The organism is Pseudomonas sp. PDM01 (assembly GCF_014852325.1).
Lineage (GTDB): Bacteria > Pseudomonadota > Gammaproteobacteria > Pseudomonadales > Pseudomonadaceae > Aquipseudomonas > Aquipseudomonas migulae.
In genome coordinates this window covers 1-18170 of sequence record NZ_JACVBK010000004.1, presented here as the reverse complement: position 1 = coordinate 18170, position 18170 = coordinate 1, and the positions used below count along the sequence as shown (strand labels likewise).

Genomic DNA, 18170 nt, shown 5'->3' with positions numbered 1-18170 from the left:
CGCCGGGCAACTGTCGAGGCTGGGCGGGTTGAAATGGGAGACAACCATGATAGATCTCTACACCGCTGCGACCCCGAATGGCCACAAGGTCTCTATCGTGCTCGAGGAACTCGGCCTGCCCTACACGGTGCATGCGTTGAGTTTCGACAAAAAGGAACAGAAGTCCGCGGACTTCCTCAAGATCAACCCCAATGGCCGGATCCCGGCGATTGTCGACCGCGCCAACGGCGATTTTGCCGTGTTCGAATCCGGCGCCATCCTGATTTATCTGGCAGAACTGAGCGGCAAACTGTTGCCCAAGGACCCGAAGGGGCGCTCGGTGGTGCTGCAGTGGCTGATGTTCCAGATGGGTGGAATCGGTCCGATGCAGGGCCAGGCCAACGTGTTTTTCCGTTACTTTCCGGAAAAGCTCCAGGGCGCCATCGACCGTTATCAGCATGAAACCCGACGCCTGTATGAAGTGCTCGACACGCGCCTGCAAGACGTAGAGTTTCTGGCGGACGAATACAGCATTGCCGACATCGCGACCTATCCGTGGGTCCGTGGTCACGAGTGGTCCGGTGTGGCAGTGGACGGCTTGTCGGCCTTGCAACGCTGGATGGCGACGATGGCGGCGCGTCCGGCGGTGCAGCGCGGTTTGCTGGTGCCCGAGCGCATCGACGACGCCAGTGTCGTCAAGGGTGCCCAGGCCATGCTGATCCGATGAGCCTGTCCATGCGATCACTCAGTCTGCTAATGCTGTGTTGTTTCAGTCCTTCTCTGTTTGCCGCCGATGTGCCGGGCAGTCAGGACCTGCCGATCGTGCCGCGCCTGGCCGATTCGCAGATCGTCGACTATCGCCCCACGGCTGAACTCGAACGGATCTACCCGTTGGGCTCGATCCGCAAGATCAGTGGGCAGTTACGTTTCGACGGTCAGGTCAGCGCCCGCGGCCAAACCACCTCGGTGACCTACGAGCTGCCTGCGGAGCATTCCTCCACCGAAGCCTTCACTGCCGCTCGCGAAGCCTTGCAGAAGCAGGACGCCCAGTTGCTGTTCTGGTGCCAGGCCCGCGATTGCGGCGAGAGCAGCCTGTGGGCCAATGAGGTCTTCGGCAATGCCAAGCTCTATGGGGCCGACGATCAGCAGGCCTACCTGTTGTTGCGTCTGGCGGCGCCGCGGGACAACACCCTGGTGGCGCTTTACAGCATCACTCGCGGCAATCGCAAAGCCTATTTGCACGTCGAGCAGTTCGACGCCGCAGCACCGCTGGGTGATTTGCTGCCGACTTCCGCCACCTTGCTTCGAGAGCTCAAGAGCACCGGCGAGCTCGATTTCCCCAAGCTGACCGGCGACCCTGACGATACCTGGCTGCGTCTGATCTCCCGTGGGCTGAACCTGGACACCACGTTGCGGGTCAGTGTGTCCGGGCCGAAGGCCGAAGCCTGGCGCCAGGCCCTGATCGGCCAGGGTGTGCGTACGGCCAGGATGGAAACCGGCAGCGTCGAAGGCTCTGGCCTGCACATCGAACTGTTGCGATAAGCTGTGGCAGGCGGACGTGCTTGCCACGTTCGCCTACTCTTATTGGCTGACTGACTTTTTTCGAGACGTGGATGATCAATAACGATCGACTGTTGGTGCAGATCCTGCTGCTGGTGCTGTTTGGCGCGAGCTTCTGGGTGATGGCGCCGTTCTGGTCGGCCATGTTCTGGGGCGCGGTGCTTGCGTTCGCCAGTTGGCCGCTGATGCGCTTGCTGACCCGTTGGCTCAATGGGCGAGAGTCCCTGGCGGCGGCATTGCTGACCCTCGGCTGGATGTTGCTGGTGGCGGTGCCGCTGGTGTGGCTGGGTTTCAACCTCGCGGACCATGTGCGTGATGCCACGGCGTTCATCAAGGACGTGCAGATGGATGGCCTGCCCGAGGCGCCGACATGGCTGGGCAGTATTCCTTTGGTGGGTGCGCGTCTGGTGGTGATCTGGAACAGCATCGATCAGCAGGGCGCGGCGATGATGGTGTCGCTCAAACCTTATCTGGGGCAGGTCGGCAACTGGTTGCTGGCGCGCAGTGCGCAGATTGGCGGCGGCATTCTCGAGCTGACGCTCAGCATTGTGTTCGTGTTCTTTTTCTACCGGGACGGACCGCGTTTGGCGGCGTTTGTCCATGGGCTGCTGCAACGGTTGATCGGTGACCGCGCCGGTTATTACATCGAACTGGTGGCGGGTACGGTGCAACGGGTGGTGAACGGCGTGATCGGGACTGCGGCGGCGCAAGCGGTGCTGGCGCTGATCGGCTTCCTGATTGCCGGGGTGCCGGGGGCGCTGGTGCTGGGCATCGTCACCTTCTTGCTGAGCCTGATTCCCATGGGGCCACCGCTGGTGTGGATTCCGGCCACGGCGTGGCTCGCCTGGAAGGGCGAATACGGGATGGCGGTGTTCCTTGGAATGTGGGGGACGTTCATCATCAGTGGGGTCGACAACGTGCTCAAGCCTTACCTGATCAGTCGTGGCGGTAATTTACCGTTGGTGATCGTGCTGTTGGGCGTGTTTGGCGGGTTGATTGCGTTCGGGTTCATCGGCCTGTTTATCGGACCGACGTTGCTGGCCGTGGCGTACAGCCTGTTGACCGACTGGAGCAAGAGTCAGGCGCGGGTGGAAGATCGCCGGCCGTGAGTTTTTGTGTTGAGGCGAATGACCCCTTCGCGGGCAAGCCTCGCTCCTACAAGTATTGTGTCGTTCGGGGCATTTGTGAGCGACACAAAACCTGTAGGAGCGAGGCTTGCCCGCGAAGCCTTTGCCTTAGCTTGTAACGTTCAGGTACTTGCCCACCGTCGCCACCTTGTCGAGCGAGTACTGCTTGCTCAGGTTGGCGATCATTTTATTCAGCGCTTCAGTCACGTTCGCCTGATCGGTGGCGCTGTTGCTGTTTTTCTCGCGACCGGCCTGCAGCGCGGCTTCCAATTCGTCGCTGCTGACGCCGCCACTGCTGTCACTGTCCAGCACCTTGAGCAACGCGGCGCTGGTGTCGCTGCTGGTGGTTGAAGTGCTGCTGGCCTGCAACGCACTGCTCAATTCGCCGGCGCTGACACTGCCATCGCTGTCCGCGTCGAGTTGGCTGAACAATTCGTCACTGGACACCTGTTGCGGCGGTGGCGGCGGCGGGGCGAGGCTGGCGGCGAGTTCGTCCTTGCTGACGACGCCGTCTTCGTTTTTATCCAGCGCCGAAAAAATCTTTGTGCTGTCGGCACTGCTGCCGGCGTTGGTCAGGCCGCTGCTCAGCTCATCGCTGCTGATGGCGCCGTCACTGTCGGTGTCCAGTGCGCTGATCAGCGCGTCGGCCAGTTCGGTGTTGGGTGCCTGATCACGCGGTGGTGGTGGCGGTGGTGCCATCGCAGCCATTTCTTCGCTGCTCAGGCTGCCACTGTCGTCACTGTCCAGATCGGCGAAGTTCTTGCTCAGGCTGACCAGCAGGCCGTCCTCGGTTTTCTGTGACAGAGCGCTGGTGAGCTCGTCCTGATCCACCGAACCGTCGCTGTTGGTGTCGAGCCTGGAGAGCAGTTCTTTCTGGAATTGCTGGCTGCGAGCATTGCTGGTTGTGGTGCTGCTGGTGCTGGTATAGCTCGTGTAGTTGCTGACGCTACCGATCATTGGGCTCACTCCCTGGAATGGAAAACCGGTGGGTGCACCGGCTTATGCAGCCTCAAGGAGCAAGTTGTCGTGGGTATGTGGGGTTTGTACCGATTGGTACACACAGGTCTCGGGTCAGACTCAGAACCTGTGGGAGCGAGCAAGCCCGCTCCCACAGTGGATTTATGTGGGGATTCAGGTGCGGGGCAACCAGATAACGGCGGTCAAACCGCCACCAGGCGTTTCTTCCAGATTCAATTGCCCACCCAATCGTTCAGCCGCTTCACGGGCAATGGTCATGCCCAGACCGACACCGCCGGAGTTGCGGTTGCGCGAACCTTCCAGGCGGAAGAACGGTTCAAACACGGCTTCACGTTTATCTGCCGCAATCCCCGGCCCATGGTCGATGACCCGGATCACCAGGTGCTCGCGATTGTCCTCAAGCACGACCTGCGCCTGCCCGGCATAACGCAGCGCGTTATCCAGCAGATTGTTGATGCATGAACGCAGGGCCATCGGTTGAACCTGCAGTGGTGCGCAATGGCCGCTGGCCTGGACATCGGAGCCCTGGTCCTGGGCGTTTTCGCTCAAGGATTCGACCAGCGCCTGCACGTCCATCCACTGCGGTGCCTCACTGGTGCGCTGCTCGTGCAGATAGGTGAGGGTGGCGTCGAGCATGCTGATCATGTCGTCCAGATCCTGGCGCATCTGGCCTTGCAGCTTGTCGTCGTCGATCTGTTCCAGCCGCAGCTTGAGGCGTGACAGCGGCGTGCGCAGGTCGTGGGACACCGCGCCGAGCATCCGCGAACGCTGCTGCATCTGTTCGATGATGCGTTTTTGCATCAGGTTGAAGGTGTAGGCCGCTTGCCGGGCCTCCCGTGGGCCGGACTCATCCAGCGGCGGGCTGTCGAGGTTCTCGCTCAGGCGCTCGGCGGCGTCGCTCAGGCGCTGGATCGGCCGACTCAACAGTTTGGCGCCGTACCAGGCGGCGATGATCAGCGAAATCAGCTGGAAGGTAAGTGGCACCAGCGGCCCGCCGAACCATGGCCGTGGTGGCCGGTTTTCGAAACGCGGGTCCGGCGGCGGGCGTGGTCCGTCGAAGCCTTGGGCGAACTCGGGCGGGGGCGGCGGCGGAGGTGGGCCGTAATGATGAAACCAGGCAAACGCCAGCAGATGCGCCAGGATGATCGCCACCAGCAGCACGCCAAACAGGCGACCGAACAGCGTATCGAAGCGCGCACGCATCAGCCGATGTCTCGTGCGTCGAACAGGTAACCCTCGCCGCGAACGGTTTTGATCAACTGTGGGGCTTTCGGGTCGTCCCCGAGTTTCTGGCGCAGACGCGAAACCAGCAGGTCGATGCTGCGATCAAAGGCTTCTATCGAACGACCGCGCGCCGCATCCAGCAATTGTTCACGGCTGAGCACCCGGCGCGGACGTTCGATGAACACCCAGAGCAAGCGGAACTCGGCGTTGGACAGCGGCACCACCAGGCCATCCGCCGCGATCAACTGGCGCAGCACGCTGTTCAGGCGCCAGTTATCGAAGCGAATATTCGCACGCTGTTCGGTGCGATCGTCGCGCACCCGACGCAGAATGGTCTGAATCCGTGCGACCAGCTCCCGTGGTTCGAACGGTTTGGCCATGTAATCGTCGGCGCCCAGTTCCAGGCCGATGATCCGGTCGGTGGGTTCGCAACGCGCGGTGAGCATCAGGATCGGAATGTCCGATTCGGCGCGCAACCAGCGGCACAGCGACAGACCGTCTTCGCCGGGCAGCATCAGGTCGAGCACCACCACGTCGAAATGCTCCGCTTGCAGCGCCAGGCGCATGGCCGCGCCATCGGTGACGCCGCTGGCGTGGATGTTGAAACGGGCCAGGTAGTCGATCATCAGTTCGCGGATCGGGACGTCATCGTCGACGATCAGGGCGCGAATGCTCCAGCGTTTGTCATCGCCGGGCGCTTTTTGATCGTCGTTCACAGGTGCGTGGGTGTTGTGCATGCGTGCGTTCATCTGCCAGGTAGGCTGCCAACCACAAAGATGGGCTGCGAGGTTGTGGCTTCAGCATAGGCGTCCGGCCCGGAGGCGGGAAGTGCTGTAAGGACGTGTTGCGGCTGCCGAGGGTAGCGGGGAAGGGTGTTGTGGGCGTGTCGTGAGTGTATCGGTCTCGACACAATCGGCGAAAGGGCTAGGCTTGGCTGAGCGCCGACGACGATTTACCGATCATCGGGTCCCGCAGCCGCGCTGGTTCCGCTACAATGCGCGCCGATTTCGTCCTGCCTGAGAGCCCGCACATGTCCGTCTGCCAGACTCCTATCATCGTCGCCCTGGATTTCCCCACCCGTGACGCCGCACTGAAGCTGGCCGACCAGTTGGACCCGAAACTGTGCCGGGTCAAAGTCGGCAAGGAACTGTTCACCAGCTGCGCGTCGGAAATCGTCGGCACCTTGCGCGACAAGGGTTTCGAAGTGTTCCTGGACCTCAAGTTCCACGACATCCCGAACACCACCGCCATGGCGGTAAAAGCCGCGGCGGAAATGGGCGTGTGGATGGTCAACGTGCACTGCTCCGGTGGTCTGCGCATGATGGCGGCTTGCCGTGAAGTGCTCGATCAGCGTACCGGTCCGAAACCGCTGCTGATTGGCGTGACCGTGCTGACCAGCATGGAGCGTGAAGATCTGGCCGGCATCGGTCTGGACATCGAACCGCAGGAGCAAGTGTTGCGCCTGGCTGCGCTGGCGGAAAAAGCCGGGATGGACGGTCTGGTGTGCTCGGCGCTGGAAGCCCAGGCCTTGAAATCGGCTCACCCGTCGTTGCAACTGGTGACTCCGGGGATTCGTCCGGCGGGCAGCGCCCAGGACGATCAACGCCGCATTCTGACGCCGCGTCAGGCGCTGAATGCCGGTTCCGATTACCTGGTGATCGGCCGTCCGATCAGCCAGGCGGCGGATCCGGCCAAGGCGTTGGCTGACGTCGTAGCCGAAATCGCTTAAGCGGCGCCTGCTAAAACCATTCGCGGGCAAGCCTCGCTCCTACAGGTATCACGTCGTGCACGTACTCCGCGAACGACACTGACCTGTAGGAGCGAGGCTTGCCCGCGAAGCTTTTTATACCTTCAGCACCAACTTGCCGAAATTCTCGCCGCTGAATAACTTCATCAGCGTCTCCGGGAACGTCTCCAGCCCTTCGACAATGTCTTCCTTGCTCTTGAGCTGCCCCTTGGCCATCCACCCGGCCATTTCCTGCCCGGCCGCTGCGAACTGCGCGGCGTAGTCCATCACCACAAAGCCTTCCATGCGTGCGCGGTTAACCAGCAGCGACAAATAGTTGGCCGGCCCTTTGACCGCTTCCTTGTTGTTGTACTGGCTGATGGCGCCGCAAATCACCACCCGTGCCTTCAAGTTGAGACGGCTCAGCACGGCGTCGAGAATATCGCCGCCGACGTTATCGAAATACACGTCCACACCTTTCGGGCATTCGCGCTTGAGGCCGGCGACGACGTCTTCGCTCTTGTAATCGATGGCACCGTCAAAACCCAGTTCGTCGATCAGGAACTTGCACTTGTCCGCGCCGCCCGCGATGCCGATCACGCGGCAGCCTTTGATCTTGGCGATCTGCCCGGCGATGCTGCCTACCGCACCGGCCGCGCCGGAAAGCACCACGGTGTCACCTTCCTTCGGTGCGCCGACATCGAGCAGAGCGAAGTAGGCCGTCATCCCGGTCATGCCCAGCGCGGACAAGTAACGTGGCAGCGGTGCCAGTTTCGGATCGACTTTATAGAAGCCGCGCGGCTCGCCGAGGAAGTAATCCTGCACACCCAGGGCGCCGTTGACGTAGTCCCCGACCGCAAACCCCGGATGGCTGGACGCCACGACTTTGCCTACGCCCAGTGCGCGCATGACTTCGCCGATACCGACCGGCGGGATGTAGGACTTGCCCTCGTTCATCCAGCCACGCATGGCCGGGTCCAGGGACAGGTATTCGTTTTTGACCAGGATCTGACCCGCGGCCGGTTCGCCGACCGGGACTTGCTGATAGGTAAATGTCTCGCGGGTCGCCGCGCCCACCGGACGTTTGGCGAGCAGGAACTGGCGATTGGTCTGGGTAGTCATGACAGGCACTCAAGATGAATGAAGCCTTGTTGATAGACCTTCATGGACGACCCCGCAAGTTTGGCTGATGCGGCGAATGCACATCGATCCAGTGCAGTGATAGTCGGTCCGGTGGTTTTATCACTGCAACTCATGGTCGCTTAACCGGGCTTCTGATAGTGCTGCCGCGCGGGTCGTGCCTGTGGCTAGACTGGTCGCACGCTAACCTGCACATTCTTCACTTCGAGGGCATCACAATGAGCATGACGTTTTCCGGCCAGGTCGCTGTAGTCACGGGCGCCGCCAATGGTATCGGCCGCGCGACCGCCCAAGCGTTCGCCGCCGAAGGGTTGAAAGTGGTGGTGGCCGACATGGACACCGCAGGCGGTGAAGGCACCGTGGCGCTGATTCGTACGGCGGGCGGCGAAGCGACCTTCGTGCGTTGCAACGTCACCCTGGAAAGCGATGTAAAAAATCTGATGGACGAAGTGGTGAATACCTACGGCCGTCTCGACTACGCCTTCAATAACGCGGGCATTGAAATCGAGAAAGGCAAACTGGCCGAAGGCACGGTCGACGAATTCGACGCGATCATGGGCGTCAACGTCAAAGGCGTCTGGCTGTGCATGAAGTATCAGCTGCCGTTGTTGCTGGCTCAGGGCGGTGGTGCGATCGTCAACACGGCTTCGGTGGCAGGCCTCGGTGCCGCGCCGAAGATGAGCATCTATGCGGCGTCGAAGCACGCGGTGATCGGCCTGACCAAATCGGCGGCAATCGAATACGCCAAGAAAAAGATTCGCGTGAACGCGGTGTGCCCGGCGGTGATCGACACCGACATGTTCCGCCGCGCCTATGAAGCGGATCCGAAGAAGGGCGAGTTCGCCAGCGCCATGCACCCGGTGGGTCGCATCGGCAAGGTCGAAGAAATCGCCAGTGCCGTGCTGTACCTGTGTAGCGACGGTGCCGCGTTCACCACCGGTCATTCGCTGGCGGTGGACGGTGGCGTCACGGCGTTCTGAAGCCGGGCCATGCACCGCAAGAAAACCCGCCACGTGTGCGGGTTTTTTTTTGCCTGGGGAATGGCTCGGGCAATGTGTTTCAAATGGTTAGATCCGTGAGTTTTGGCGGCGTTGTCGCACAGCCCATCCCGCGTTGCTGTGATTAACTGTTTTCCGCGAAACAAACAGGAGTTTGCTTGCTCATGGAATTGAGAATCGATCGACAGGCAATGGTGCCGGTCGTACAGCAAATCGTCGACGCGCTGGCTTGCTGGCTGCGTCAGAGCGAAATAGAGCCGGGGACGCGTTTGCCTTCTGCGCGGCAAATCGCACGGGTCAACTTGCTCAGTCAGACCAGCGTCGTTGAGGCCTGTGAGCGGCTGGTGGCCCAAGGCATGCTGGCGCCACGTCATGGCGCGGGGTTCGTCGTCGCAACCCCGGCGTTGGTCGCTGCGGACTCGCCGTGGTCAGAAGGTACAGAGGTCAATTCACGCAGCAGGGAGAGTGAGCTGCCGCTGGGGAGTGGCGGGCTTCCCGAAAGCTGGCGTGAAACCGACGACCTGAGCTACGCGATCCGTGAGGTCAGTCGCACGGACATGGCTGCGCTGTTCAGCTACAGCACGCCGTTGGGTTTGCGGGCGTTGCGTCAGCAAATCCTCAAGCGCCTGAGGCTGCTGGATATCGCCGCAGAAGAAAGTCGAATCATGACAACGGCGGGCGCCAGTCAGGGGCTTGACCTGATCGTGCGCACCTTGCTCAAGCCGGGTGATTGCGTGGTGGTGGAAAGCCCCGGTTATTCCTTGCTGTTCGAGTTGCTCAGGCTGCGCGGTGTCAACATGCTCGAGGTACCGCGCACGCCGCGCGGGCCGGACATCGAAGCGCTCACGGTACTGCTGCGGGAGAACAAGCCCCGGGCATTGTTCATCAACAGCTTCTATCACAACCCGACGGGCAGCAGCCTGGCGCCGGCGGTGGCGGAGCGGGTCCTGCAACTGGCGAAAACCCATGGCGCGCTGGTGATCGAAGACGATGTGTACGCGGATTTGCACAGTGGCCCGGGCGTGCGACTCGCTGCCCTGGAGACCGATGACAATGTGATTTACCTCGGCAGCTACTCCAAGATTCTCAGCAGTTCGTTGCGGGTCGGCTTTGTAGTGGCTGGCGCGGATGTCATATCGAGGCTGGCCGAGGTCAAGAGGATCAGCAGCCTGGGTACTTCCGGGTTTTGCGAGTCGGTGCTGGCCTGCCTGTTGGCGAGCGGTGCCTATCGCAAGTTGGTGCTGCGCCTGCGACAGCGTTTGAGCGGTGACCGAGAGGCCGCATTGCAGATGCTGGAAGACGCCGAGTGGGAGGTCTTCGGCAAACCCGTCGGGGGCCTGTTCATCTGGGCGCGATCGCGCAAGTCCGACTACGCTCACCTGCGGATTCAGGCTCGACGCCACGGTGTCCTGCTGTCTTGCGCGACAGCCTTCAGTCCCGCCGGCGAGGCCGGTGACTGGCAGCGTATCAATGTGGCCTATGCCTGTGATCCGCGAGCCCGGGCGTTTTTTCAGGCCACCGCTTTGAATCGACCTCAAGCGTTCTGAAAACGACGTTGGCGTAGCTTTTTGCCATTATTCCGACGCCAGAGACTTGTGTTGACACAGGCCCGTTGCGAATCTGCGTTAACAGACTATGTCAGGGGACTAAGTGCAATGATTTCGGCCGTGCAAGGACGTTTTGCCAACCTCGGTATGGCAAAAAAACTGGGTGTCGGGTTTCTGCTGGTGCTGCTGTTGACAGCCCTGGTGGCGGCCATCGGCGTATGGTCCCTGCAAACCATCAGCCAGCGCTTCGACGGGCTCAAACAGATGTCGTCGCTCAACAGTGGCCTGCTCAAGGTGCGGTTGCTTGAGCAGGAATACGCCTTGCACGGCAACCCGAAAATCGTCACTGCGTTGCACGAGGGCGTTGAAGGCCTGGTTGTCTTGGCGAATCAGCTCAAGGCGCAATCACCGGCCAACGTTCCGGTGATGAACGACGTCGAGCAATCGCTGGGAGCTTACCGCAAGGCGTTTGACGAATTTGTCTCGCTGAGTCAGGCCAAGGACCTGGCGCTGGAAATGGCCAGTTGGTCGGTGTCCAGCGTCGCCAACAACCTTGATGTGTTGCAGGCCGGTCTCGCCGACGATGGCGCTTATACCTTGAAGGACTCCGAGGGCAAGGACGGCAGCCAGTTCATCGAACAGGCCAATCAAGTCAGCCAGGTATCGCGGCTGATGTTGCAAGCCATGAACGAGGCGCGCGTGCGTCTGGACCAGAGCCGCAAGGGCGATGACAGTGCCAGCCAAGGCAAGATCGAGCAGGCCGACCAGGCGCTGGCTCAGGCCGAGCAGTTGAAAACCACGGTCAAGGATGAGGGCTATCAGACGGTCCTCAATGAGGTGGTTGGGCACATTGGCGGTTTCAGCGAAAAACTTGCCGAGTACACCGGCCTGCTGGCCCAGGAAAAAACCGTCTATGAACAGCTGCATCAGCGTGCCGCGCAGGTGGTGGAGCGGGTGGATCAGGCCTATGTTGCCGAAGACCAGTCGATGCAGGCCGAGCTGAAAAAGAATTCGCTGCTGATTATCGGTTCATCGGCCCTGGCCTTGCTGGTCGGGCTGATCGCAGCGTGGGTGATTACCCGATTGATCGTGGGGCCGTTGCGCAGTGTGATCCGTGTGGCTCAGCAGATTGCCGCGGGCGATTTGAGTGCGACGGTTGAAGTGACCCGCCGGGACGAGATCGGCCAGCTGATGCAGGCCATGCAGCAAATGGGCGCGGGGCTCAGCAGCATTGTCAGCGGTTTGCAGGCGGGCATCGAGCAATTGGCCAGTTCCGCGCAATCGCTGTCGGCGGTGACCGAACAGACCAATCTTGAAGTCAGCAGTCAGAAAGAAGAAACCGAGCAGGTCGCAACCGCAATGAACCAGATGACCGCCACCGTGCACGATGTTGCACGTAACGCGGAAGAAGCTGCCCAGGCTGCGCAGACGGCGGACGACAAGGTTGAAAGTGGCCAGGTGGTGGTGCGCCAGAGCATGGCGCGGATCGAGCAGCTGGCCGACTCGGCGTCCTCGGCCAGTTCCAGCATCGAGAGCCTGAGTGCGGAGATTCAGAATATTGGCACGGTGCTCAGCGTGATCAAGAGTGTGGCCGAGCAGACCAACCTGTTGGCGCTGAACGCGGCCATCGAGGCGGCACGGGCCGGCGAGCAGGGCAGGGGGTTTGCGGTGGTTGCCGATGAAGTGCGGGCGCTGGCGAAGCGGACCCAGCAATCGACCGAGGAGATTGAACGTCTGGTCAGCGCCTTGCGTTCGGCGGCGCAGTCGTCGGTGCATCAGATTCAGAGCAGTGGCGAATTGGTGAAGCTGGCGGTCAGTGATGCGCTTCAGACCGAAAGTGCCTTGGGCAGTATTGCTGCGGCGGTGTCGTTGATTCAGCAGATGAACCAGCAGATTGCAGCGGCTGCCGAGGAGCAGAGTTCCGTGGCGGAGGAGATCAATCGCAGTGTGACCAGTATTCGTGCGAGTGCGGATCAGTCTTCGTTGGCGATGCAGGGGAATGCGACGTCGAGTATCGAGTTGGCGCAGTTGGGGGTTGAGTTGAAGGGGATGGTCGGGCATTTCCGGCTCTGATCGGTCTGGCCCTTGTAGGAGCTGGCTTGCCGGCGATGGCGGCCTGACAGCCGACCTTCTCTTGTTGGTGTACATATCCATTCTTGGTGTAACGGCCGCTCACGGTTTCGCCCTTACGGCGAGTCCCTTTTGGCAAACGCCCCAAAAGGAACCAAAAGGTCTCGCCCCGGCGTCCGGCCCCTCGCTAAGGCTCGGCGTTCCCTCGCTCCGGTCCTGCTCCGTGGGCCCGCCGCGATCGGCCATCCCTGGCCGTGCGCGGCTAACCCGGCATCCATGCCGGGTTGCCCACTGCGCAGAACCTCCACTCAGCCTCCCGAAGGGGCGGGCAGATCAAAATCAAAAGCGCAAGGCGAGCTAACGCTCGGCCTGATGAGTGGTGAGAAGCGAAAGCAAACGCGATCCCCTGTAGGAGCCGGCTTGCCGGCGATGGCGGCCTGACAACCGACCTGATTCTCGCGGATGTACCACGCCCTTGTAGGAGCCGGCTTGCTGGCGATGGCGGCCTGACAACCGACCTGATTCTCGCGGATATACCACGCCCTTTGTAGGAGCCGGCTTGCTGCGGGCGGCTTGCCGGCGATGACGGCCTGACAGCCGCCCAATCTTCCCCGGATGTACCCGCCGCTAAAACCCAACGCAAAAAAAAGCCACCTTGTCGGTGGCTCTTCATCTTTGCGTGATCAGTCGTAAATCACTCTCTTCTTCCAGTCCGCATCCGCCTCGACGTCTTTGAGGCCTTCGGTCAATTGGTTCACTTCGCCTTCAGCCGGCGCAGTTTTGTCCATGACTTGTGCATTCGCGCGGGCCAGGAGTTTTTCCAGGTATTCGAGTTGTTCGGCGTAGACCTGAGGTTCCTGTTGTTTGCGCAGGTATTGCACACCACGTTCGAACGCCAGGCGAGCCTGGCCAGGCTGGTTTTGTTGCAGGGCGTGCTGGCCGAGGTTGTTGAAGAATTCGATGTGCAACAGAACCAGGATGTGGCGAACTTCGCGGATCCAGCGTTTGGCTTCGTTGGTTGGCAGGAAACCGTCCTGTGCCGCGCGGGTGATCTGACCGTGCAGGGCCTCGAGCAGGAAGCGTACATCCTTGGCCTTGGCTTCGGTCTGGATCGGTGCCGGCGGGTTGTTGACCGGGATCGATTCGCCCTGCGCGACCAGGGTGTTCAGTTCGCTGATCCGCACCTTGAGGTTGGCGCTGGATTTTTCCAGATTCAACAGGCGCTGGCAGACGTTCAGTTCCAGGCGAGTCAACAACAGCTTGAGAGCCGGAGTCATCAGCTGGCCAGGGAACGTTTCGGTAATTTCGCCACAGCGACGCAGGCGGTCGTTAAGCTCAACCTTGGTGCGGGCCTTTTCCAGTTTGTTGTTTTCCACCACATGGTTCATGTACCCAATGGCGATCAATAGTGCGATCCCGGCTACGACTAGCAGGGTGATCATGAGTGGTGTCACCGGTAAGACCTCTTTATGGGATTCGCGTGCGAGTGTAGTGGCTTGGCAGGGGAGCGCATAGGGCCGCTCGACGGGTTGAAACGAACAGGCTTATGCCTGTATCGACCGCAAACCTGCTTATATAAGTAATAGTGTGCTTGGTGCACATTGCCATCATCTGTTGCGTGGGTGGACTATAACGTCTTGGCGGGTGTCAGAATATAGGCGTCAAACACAGGGCGAGCAAAAAGCCGTATTCGCTGCTTAAAGCAGGGCGAAGTCATTGATTTAAATAAATTTATATCTGGGGGTTGACGACCCCTCAATCCATCCATAGAATGCGCGCCACTTACAGCGTAAAGCACACAGCGAAACGCGGTAGGGAGTGAATGTTGTACGTGTGTCCCCTTCGTCTAGTGGCCTAGGACACCGCCCTTTCACGGCGGTAACAGGGGTTCGAGTCCCCTAGGGGACGCCAATATGCGGGAATAGCTCAGTTGGTAGAGCACGACCTTGCCAAGGTCGGGGTCGCGAGTTCGAGTCTCGTTTCCCGCTCCAATTTTAAACAGCGTTGCTTTCGGGCAGGGCTGAGTGAAACCAGAACCAAGTCTTCGGATGCGGGTCTGGGCACCGAAACACACACCATGTGTTCCGGGCAGCGTGTCCCCTTCGTCTAGTGGCCTAGGACACCGCCCTTTCACGGCGGTAACAGGGGTTCGAGTCCCCTAGGGGACGCCATTTGCGGGAATAGCTCAGTTGGTAGAGCACGACCTTGCCAAGGTCGGGGTCGCGAGTTCGAGTCTCGTTTCCCGCTCCAAATTCACAAAAACGCCGCTCATTGAGCGGCGTTTTTGTTTGTGCAAAATTTATATCCAAGCCAAAAAAAAGGCCCGCCAGTCAGACTGAGCGGGCCTTTTGCGTGGGCGGGTTTTTACATCGACAGAATCAGGCGCCCGGCGAACAGGATCAGAATCACCCCCATGGTGCGTTCGAACCAATGCCCCATGCGCATGAACAGCACGCGCACCCGGCTGCTGGAGAAGAACAGGGCAACGATGACAAACCACAGTGCGTTCACGAAACACATCCAGAGGCCGTAAAGCGCCTGAATGTTCAGCGGGGTCGTGGCGCTGATGAGGGTGGTGAAGATCGCCAGGAAAAACAGCGTGGCCTTGGGATTGGTCGCGTTGGTCAGAAACCCGGTGGTGAACGCCTTCAGCAGTGTTTGTTCGACGACCGGCTCGTCGGCTTCTTTATCACCCTCCAGCGCGGATTTGGGCTTGCTGCGCAACAGGCTCACACCCAGGTACAAAATGTAGGCACCGCCGATCACCTTGGCCACAGCCAGCAGCCAGGGCGTGGTGTGCATCAGCGCGCCGACGCCAAGCAGGGTGTAAAGCACGTGCACGGAAATGCCAGCGCCAATGCCCAGCGCCGTACAGATGCCTACCCACCGACCGAAACGCACGCTCTGGCGGATGGTGACCGCAAAGTCCGGTCCGGGGGCGACCACGGCCAGAAAGTGAATTGTCGCCAGCGCCAGGAATTCGCCCAGGTAATTCGAAAACTGCATCTCAACTCCAGAAAGTAAGGGGTGAAGCATTGCCGCGATAGCCGACAAAGAAAGAAAGGCTCAGGCGCGGATCGGCCACGCCCGGTGTCACCGAGTGCATGCAGCGCGAATTGAACATGATGAAGTCACCGGGTTGCGGAAGGACCTCCAGGATCGGAGCGCCGAGCAACGCCGGATCGATGCCGTAACTGTCGCCACGCATTTCGTCGAACTGGTCGGGAGAAATGTCGTGGTCCCACATCTGCAGCGCGCCGCCTTCGGTGGGCATGTTCAGGTAAACATTGCAGGCGAATTGCGCATCGAGGCTTCTGGCCTGGTAACTGTCGGGAGCGTCCTTGGCGAAGATGTCGTGGTGGGCCAGAAAGCACACGCCGGGTTTCACCACTCGGGACAAGCCGACATACATCTTGCGGCCGTAGAGGTTTTCCAGATGCGCACCCGCCGGCCAGGACTCATCGAGCATGCAGCGCAGGGTGTCGACCGGGGACGAGTAGGGCGCGCAACGGTTGCGCAATTCCGCGATGTTGCGCGTGGCGCGTTCGAAATAGTCTTCGATCAGCAGTGGCTGGTTTTCGGCCTCATAAAACGCCATGCCGATACGACCGATGCTCGGTGCGTTGATATAGCCTTCGAAACCGGGCTCGAGAATCTTGTCGCCGATCTGAATCGCCAGCGGCGGGGCCAGGAAACTTTTGACCCGGATGGCGAGGACTTCTTCGTTGGCCAGTTTTTTTATGCACGTCTCATCGAGACGCTCGACGTCAAGCATCATGGTTCAGGTCCATCTATCGGATAGTCAACGGAACCCGCGAATGCAGGCCCCCCCGGCGCCAGGCGATGCCGGAGTCGGCATCGCCCAAATGCTCAGTCCACGCTGTAGTGGACTGACAGCGTTCCTTTCTTCTGCGAAACGGAAGCGATCGTGACCGTGCCCAATTCCTTCAGGCTACGTACATGGGTGCCGCCGCAGCCATAGGCGGGCAGTTCACCGAAACCGATTTCCCGGGCGCCTTCGCGCAACGATGTCAGGCGCGGCAGGTCGTGGGCGATCCATTGTTCTATGCCGGACTCGATGGTCCGGGCGTCAATCTCCTGCGCGCAATCCACCGGTTTGAACTGCACGCGTCCCTCGCCCGGCCAGTGATGCGCCTTGATCGGCATCCAGCCCATGGCCTGGACGAAATGGCCGATCAAATGGCCGGCGGAATGCATCCGTGCGTTGAACTGGCGACGTTGCTCATCGATGCGAATCTGGGTCATGCCGAGAGGGACGGGGCGGTCGACGAAATGGATGATCCGGTCCGGGTCCTGGACCACGCGCAGTACCTGGCTTTCGCCGATCCAGCCGGTGTCAAAGGGTTGTCCACCGCCCTGAGGGTGGAAGAGTGTGGCGCGTAGCACCACGGCGAATTCGTTCTCGTGCGGCGTGCAATCGAGGACTTCCACGTTAGCCTTGAGGTCATCACTATGGAAAAAGAGGCGAAGCGTCATATTCCATGTCCTCATTAAAAATTTTGTTTTTTATTATATGAAGCGTGGAATTGCGTGATAATCCGTTCAAACATCAAAGGACTGTTGCGCTGTGAGCATAAATCTTCCTCTGCCGTTGCTCGGTGAAATGGCGATATTCGTCAAGGTTGTCGAGACCGGCAGTTTCTCCGAAGCGGCGCGTCAACTGGGCTCTTCACCGTCGGCGGTCAGTCGCAGCATCTCGCGTCTGGAGAAGGCACTCGCCACGCGCCTGTTGCAACGCACTACGCGCAAACTGCGGCTGAGCGACGGTGGCGAGGAAGTATTCAAGCGTTGCCAGGAGATGGTCAGCGCAGCCAAGTCGGTGATGGAAATCAGCGGTCAGTTCACCCATGAAGCGGAAGGGCTGGTGCGAGTCAGCGTGCCCAAAGCCGTAGGACGATTCGTGATTCACCCGCATATGCCGGAATTTCTGCGGCGTTATCCCAAAGTGGATGTGGAGTTGTTACTTGAAGACCGTCAGGTGGATTTGATCGACGACAACGTCGATCTGGCGATTCGTATCACTGATCGGCCGCCTGCCGGGCTGGTCGGGCGGCAATTGCTGACCATCGACCATTTGCTCTGTGCTACCCCGCAGTACCTGGCCGAACACGGCACGCCGACCCATCCCCATGACTTGCTCAACCACAGTTGCATCTACCTGGGCGAGACCCCGAGCGATGCGCGCTGGAAATTCAAGAAAGGCACCAAGGCCGTCACCGTCGGTGTGCGTGGGCGATATGCCGCCAATCACACCGGTGTGCGACTGGGCGCGGTGTTGCAGCACATCGGGATTGGCAGCCTGCCGTACTTCACCGCGCGTTATGCGCTGGAGCAGGGCTTGATTGTGCAGGTGTTGCCGGACTGGACGTTTCTGGCGTCGTACCACGGCGGGGCCTGGTTGCTGCATTCGCCGACGCGTTACATGCCGCCGAAGCTGCGGGTGTTGATCGACTATCTGGTGGAATGTCTTGGGAAGGAGCCGACGTTGAGCAAGCCGGGTAAACCCGGTGTGGCAGGCAAGGTCGCGGCTGAGTATGAGTTACCCGAGAGTGATGGGTTGCTCTGACGGGCCCCTTCGCGGGCAAGCCTCGCTCCTACAGGGGGCGCGCATGATTTGTAGGAGCGAGGCTTGCCCGCGAAGGCGTCCGCCCAGACACCACATCTCTGCGCAATTGTCTAGTCCTGAAATAGGTTTACACCTGTTTCATCCCAGCGCCCGATGCATCGCATCGGGCGTTTTGTATTTCAAAGACTGGTGCGGACGCTCGTGGTTGTAGATCGATATTGATTCACTCACCAT

The 18170-nt window shown here is 60.4% G+C and carries 16 protein-coding genes, 4 tRNA genes and 2 pseudogenes; 13 read left to right on the top strand and 9 right to left on the bottom strand.

Annotated features, from left to right (window positions below; translation table 11 throughout):
* Positions 1 to 46 precede the first annotated feature (46 nt).
* The 3 genes from IB246_RS10895 (at position 47) to IB246_RS10885 (ending at position 2648) form a co-directional block, all read left to right on the top strand.
* Positions 47 to 706: a glutathione S-transferase family protein gene (locus tag IB246_RS10895; RefSeq protein WP_008029301.1), complete on the top strand. Its 660-nt coding sequence runs from the start codon at positions 47 to 49 to the stop codon at positions 704 to 706.
* Positions 707 to 714: 8 nt separating this feature from the next.
* On the top strand, positions 715 to 1521 hold the full coding sequence (locus IB246_RS10890; protein ID WP_008029299.1) for a DUF4892 domain-containing protein: 807 nt from the start codon (positions 715 to 717) through the stop codon (positions 1519 to 1521).
* A gap of 71 nt (positions 1522 to 1592) precedes the next feature.
* Positions 1593 to 2648 carry an AI-2E family transporter gene (locus tag IB246_RS10885; RefSeq protein ID WP_008029297.1) on the top strand — a complete coding sequence of 352 codons (1056 nt, stop codon included), beginning with the start codon at positions 1593 to 1595 and terminating at the stop codon, positions 2646 to 2648.
* A gap of 126 nt (positions 2649 to 2774) precedes the next feature.
* On the opposite strand, the gene xopAW is transcribed toward IB246_RS10885, so the two are convergent.
* From xopAW to IB246_RS10870, 3 genes are all read right to left on the bottom strand, one after another.
* Complete coding sequence (gene xopAW, locus IB246_RS10880; protein WP_008041605.1) at positions 2775 to 3623, bottom strand: XopAW family type III secretion system calcium-binding effector; 849 nt, start codon at positions 3621 to 3623, stop codon at positions 2775 to 2777.
* A gap of 174 nt (positions 3624 to 3797) precedes the next feature.
* Positions 3798 to 4847, bottom strand: a complete 1050-nt coding sequence (locus IB246_RS10875) for a sensor histidine kinase (protein ID WP_008041589.1) — start codon at positions 4845 to 4847, stop codon at positions 3798 to 3800.
* Positions 4847 to 5605, bottom strand: a complete 759-nt coding sequence (locus tag IB246_RS10870) for a response regulator (protein WP_008029291.1) — start codon at positions 5603 to 5605, stop codon at positions 4847 to 4849. Before IB246_RS10870 ends, IB246_RS10875 begins: the two co-directional genes overlap by 1 nt.
* 293 nt (positions 5606 to 5898) lie before the next feature.
* Here IB246_RS10870 and pyrF point away from each other — a divergent pair, with 293 nt between their 5' ends.
* Positions 5899 to 6597: an orotidine-5'-phosphate decarboxylase gene (gene pyrF, locus IB246_RS10865; protein WP_008041588.1), complete on the top strand. Its 699-nt coding sequence runs from the start codon at positions 5899 to 5901 to the stop codon at positions 6595 to 6597.
* Between the two features lie 114 nt (positions 6598 to 6711).
* Here pyrF and IB246_RS10860 read toward each other — a convergent pair whose 3' ends face one another.
* Positions 6712 to 7716 (bottom strand): NADP-dependent oxidoreductase, encoded by a 1005-nt coding sequence (locus IB246_RS10860; RefSeq protein ID WP_008041587.1) that lies wholly within the window; start codon positions 7714 to 7716, stop codon positions 6712 to 6714.
* Between the two features lie 236 nt (positions 7717 to 7952).
* Between IB246_RS10860 and IB246_RS10855 the strand changes: the two genes are divergently transcribed.
* The 4 genes and pseudogenes from IB246_RS10855 to IB246_RS29035 all read left to right on the top strand — a co-directional run bounded on the left by IB246_RS10855 (position 7953) and on the right by IB246_RS29035 (position 12352).
* Positions 7953 to 8714 (top strand): SDR family oxidoreductase, encoded by a 762-nt coding sequence (locus tag IB246_RS10855; protein WP_008041586.1) that lies wholly within the window; start codon positions 7953 to 7955, stop codon positions 8712 to 8714.
* Positions 8715 to 8896: 182 nt separating this feature from the next.
* Complete coding sequence (locus tag IB246_RS10850) at positions 8897 to 10279, top strand: PLP-dependent aminotransferase family protein (RefSeq protein WP_008041585.1); 1383 nt, start codon at positions 8897 to 8899, stop codon at positions 10277 to 10279.
* 108 nt (positions 10280 to 10387) lie between these two features.
* Positions 10388 to 11491 (top strand): annotated as a pseudogene (locus tag IB246_RS29040) (HAMP domain-containing protein); the annotation flags it as partial.
* Entirely contained in the window at positions 11471 to 12352 is an 882-nt protein-coding gene (locus IB246_RS29035; protein WP_412548149.1) for a methyl-accepting chemotaxis protein, read from the top strand. The pseudogene IB246_RS29040 and the gene IB246_RS29035, both read left to right, overlap by 21 nt.
* A gap of 680 nt (positions 12353 to 13032) precedes the next feature.
* On the opposite strand, the gene IB246_RS10840 is transcribed toward IB246_RS29035, so the two are convergent.
* Positions 13033 to 13791 carry a hypothetical protein gene (locus IB246_RS10840; protein WP_032832315.1) on the bottom strand — a complete coding sequence of 253 codons (759 nt, stop codon included), beginning with the start codon at positions 13789 to 13791 and terminating at the stop codon, positions 13033 to 13035.
* A gap of 393 nt (positions 13792 to 14184) precedes the next feature.
* On the opposite strand from IB246_RS10840, the gene IB246_RS10835 reads away from it, so the two are divergent.
* The 4 genes from IB246_RS10835 (at position 14185) to IB246_RS10820 (ending at position 14599) form a co-directional block, all read left to right on the top strand.
* A tRNA-Glu gene (locus IB246_RS10835) sits at positions 14185 to 14260 on the top strand.
* A gap of 4 nt (positions 14261 to 14264) precedes the next feature.
* Positions 14265 to 14340: transfer RNA gene (locus IB246_RS10830), tRNA-Gly, on the top strand.
* A 104-nt stretch (positions 14341 to 14444) separates the two neighbouring features.
* Positions 14445 to 14520 (top strand) — tRNA-Glu (locus tag IB246_RS10825).
* A gap of 3 nt (positions 14521 to 14523) precedes the next feature.
* Positions 14524 to 14599: transfer RNA gene (locus IB246_RS10820), tRNA-Gly, on the top strand.
* A gap of 114 nt (positions 14600 to 14713) precedes the next feature.
* Here the strand turns inward: IB246_RS10820 and IB246_RS10815 are convergent.
* The 3 genes from IB246_RS10815 to IB246_RS10805 form a co-directional block, all read right to left on the bottom strand.
* Positions 14714 to 15355: a LysE family translocator gene (locus IB246_RS10815; protein ID WP_008036715.1), complete on the bottom strand. Its 642-nt coding sequence runs from the start codon at positions 15353 to 15355 to the stop codon at positions 14714 to 14716.
* Between the two features lies 1 nt (position 15356).
* Positions 15357 to 16127, bottom strand: coding sequence for a 2OG-Fe(II) oxygenase (locus tag IB246_RS10810; RefSeq protein ID WP_008036716.1), 771 nt, complete (start codon positions 16125 to 16127; stop codon positions 15357 to 15359).
* Positions 16128 to 16219: 92 nt separating this feature from the next.
* Complete coding sequence (locus IB246_RS10805) at positions 16220 to 16846, bottom strand: hypothetical protein (RefSeq protein WP_008036717.1); 627 nt, start codon at positions 16844 to 16846, stop codon at positions 16220 to 16222.
* Between the two features lie 91 nt (positions 16847 to 16937).
* Between IB246_RS10805 and IB246_RS10800 the strand changes: the two genes are divergently transcribed.
* Complete coding sequence (locus tag IB246_RS10800) at positions 16938 to 17936, top strand: LysR family transcriptional regulator (protein WP_008036719.1); 999 nt, start codon at positions 16938 to 16940, stop codon at positions 17934 to 17936.
* Between the two features lie 110 nt (positions 17937 to 18046).
* On the opposite strand, the pseudogene IB246_RS10795 reads toward IB246_RS10800, so the two are convergent.
* Positions 18047 to 18170, bottom strand: a pseudogene (locus tag IB246_RS10795) (integrase core domain-containing protein); the annotation flags it as partial.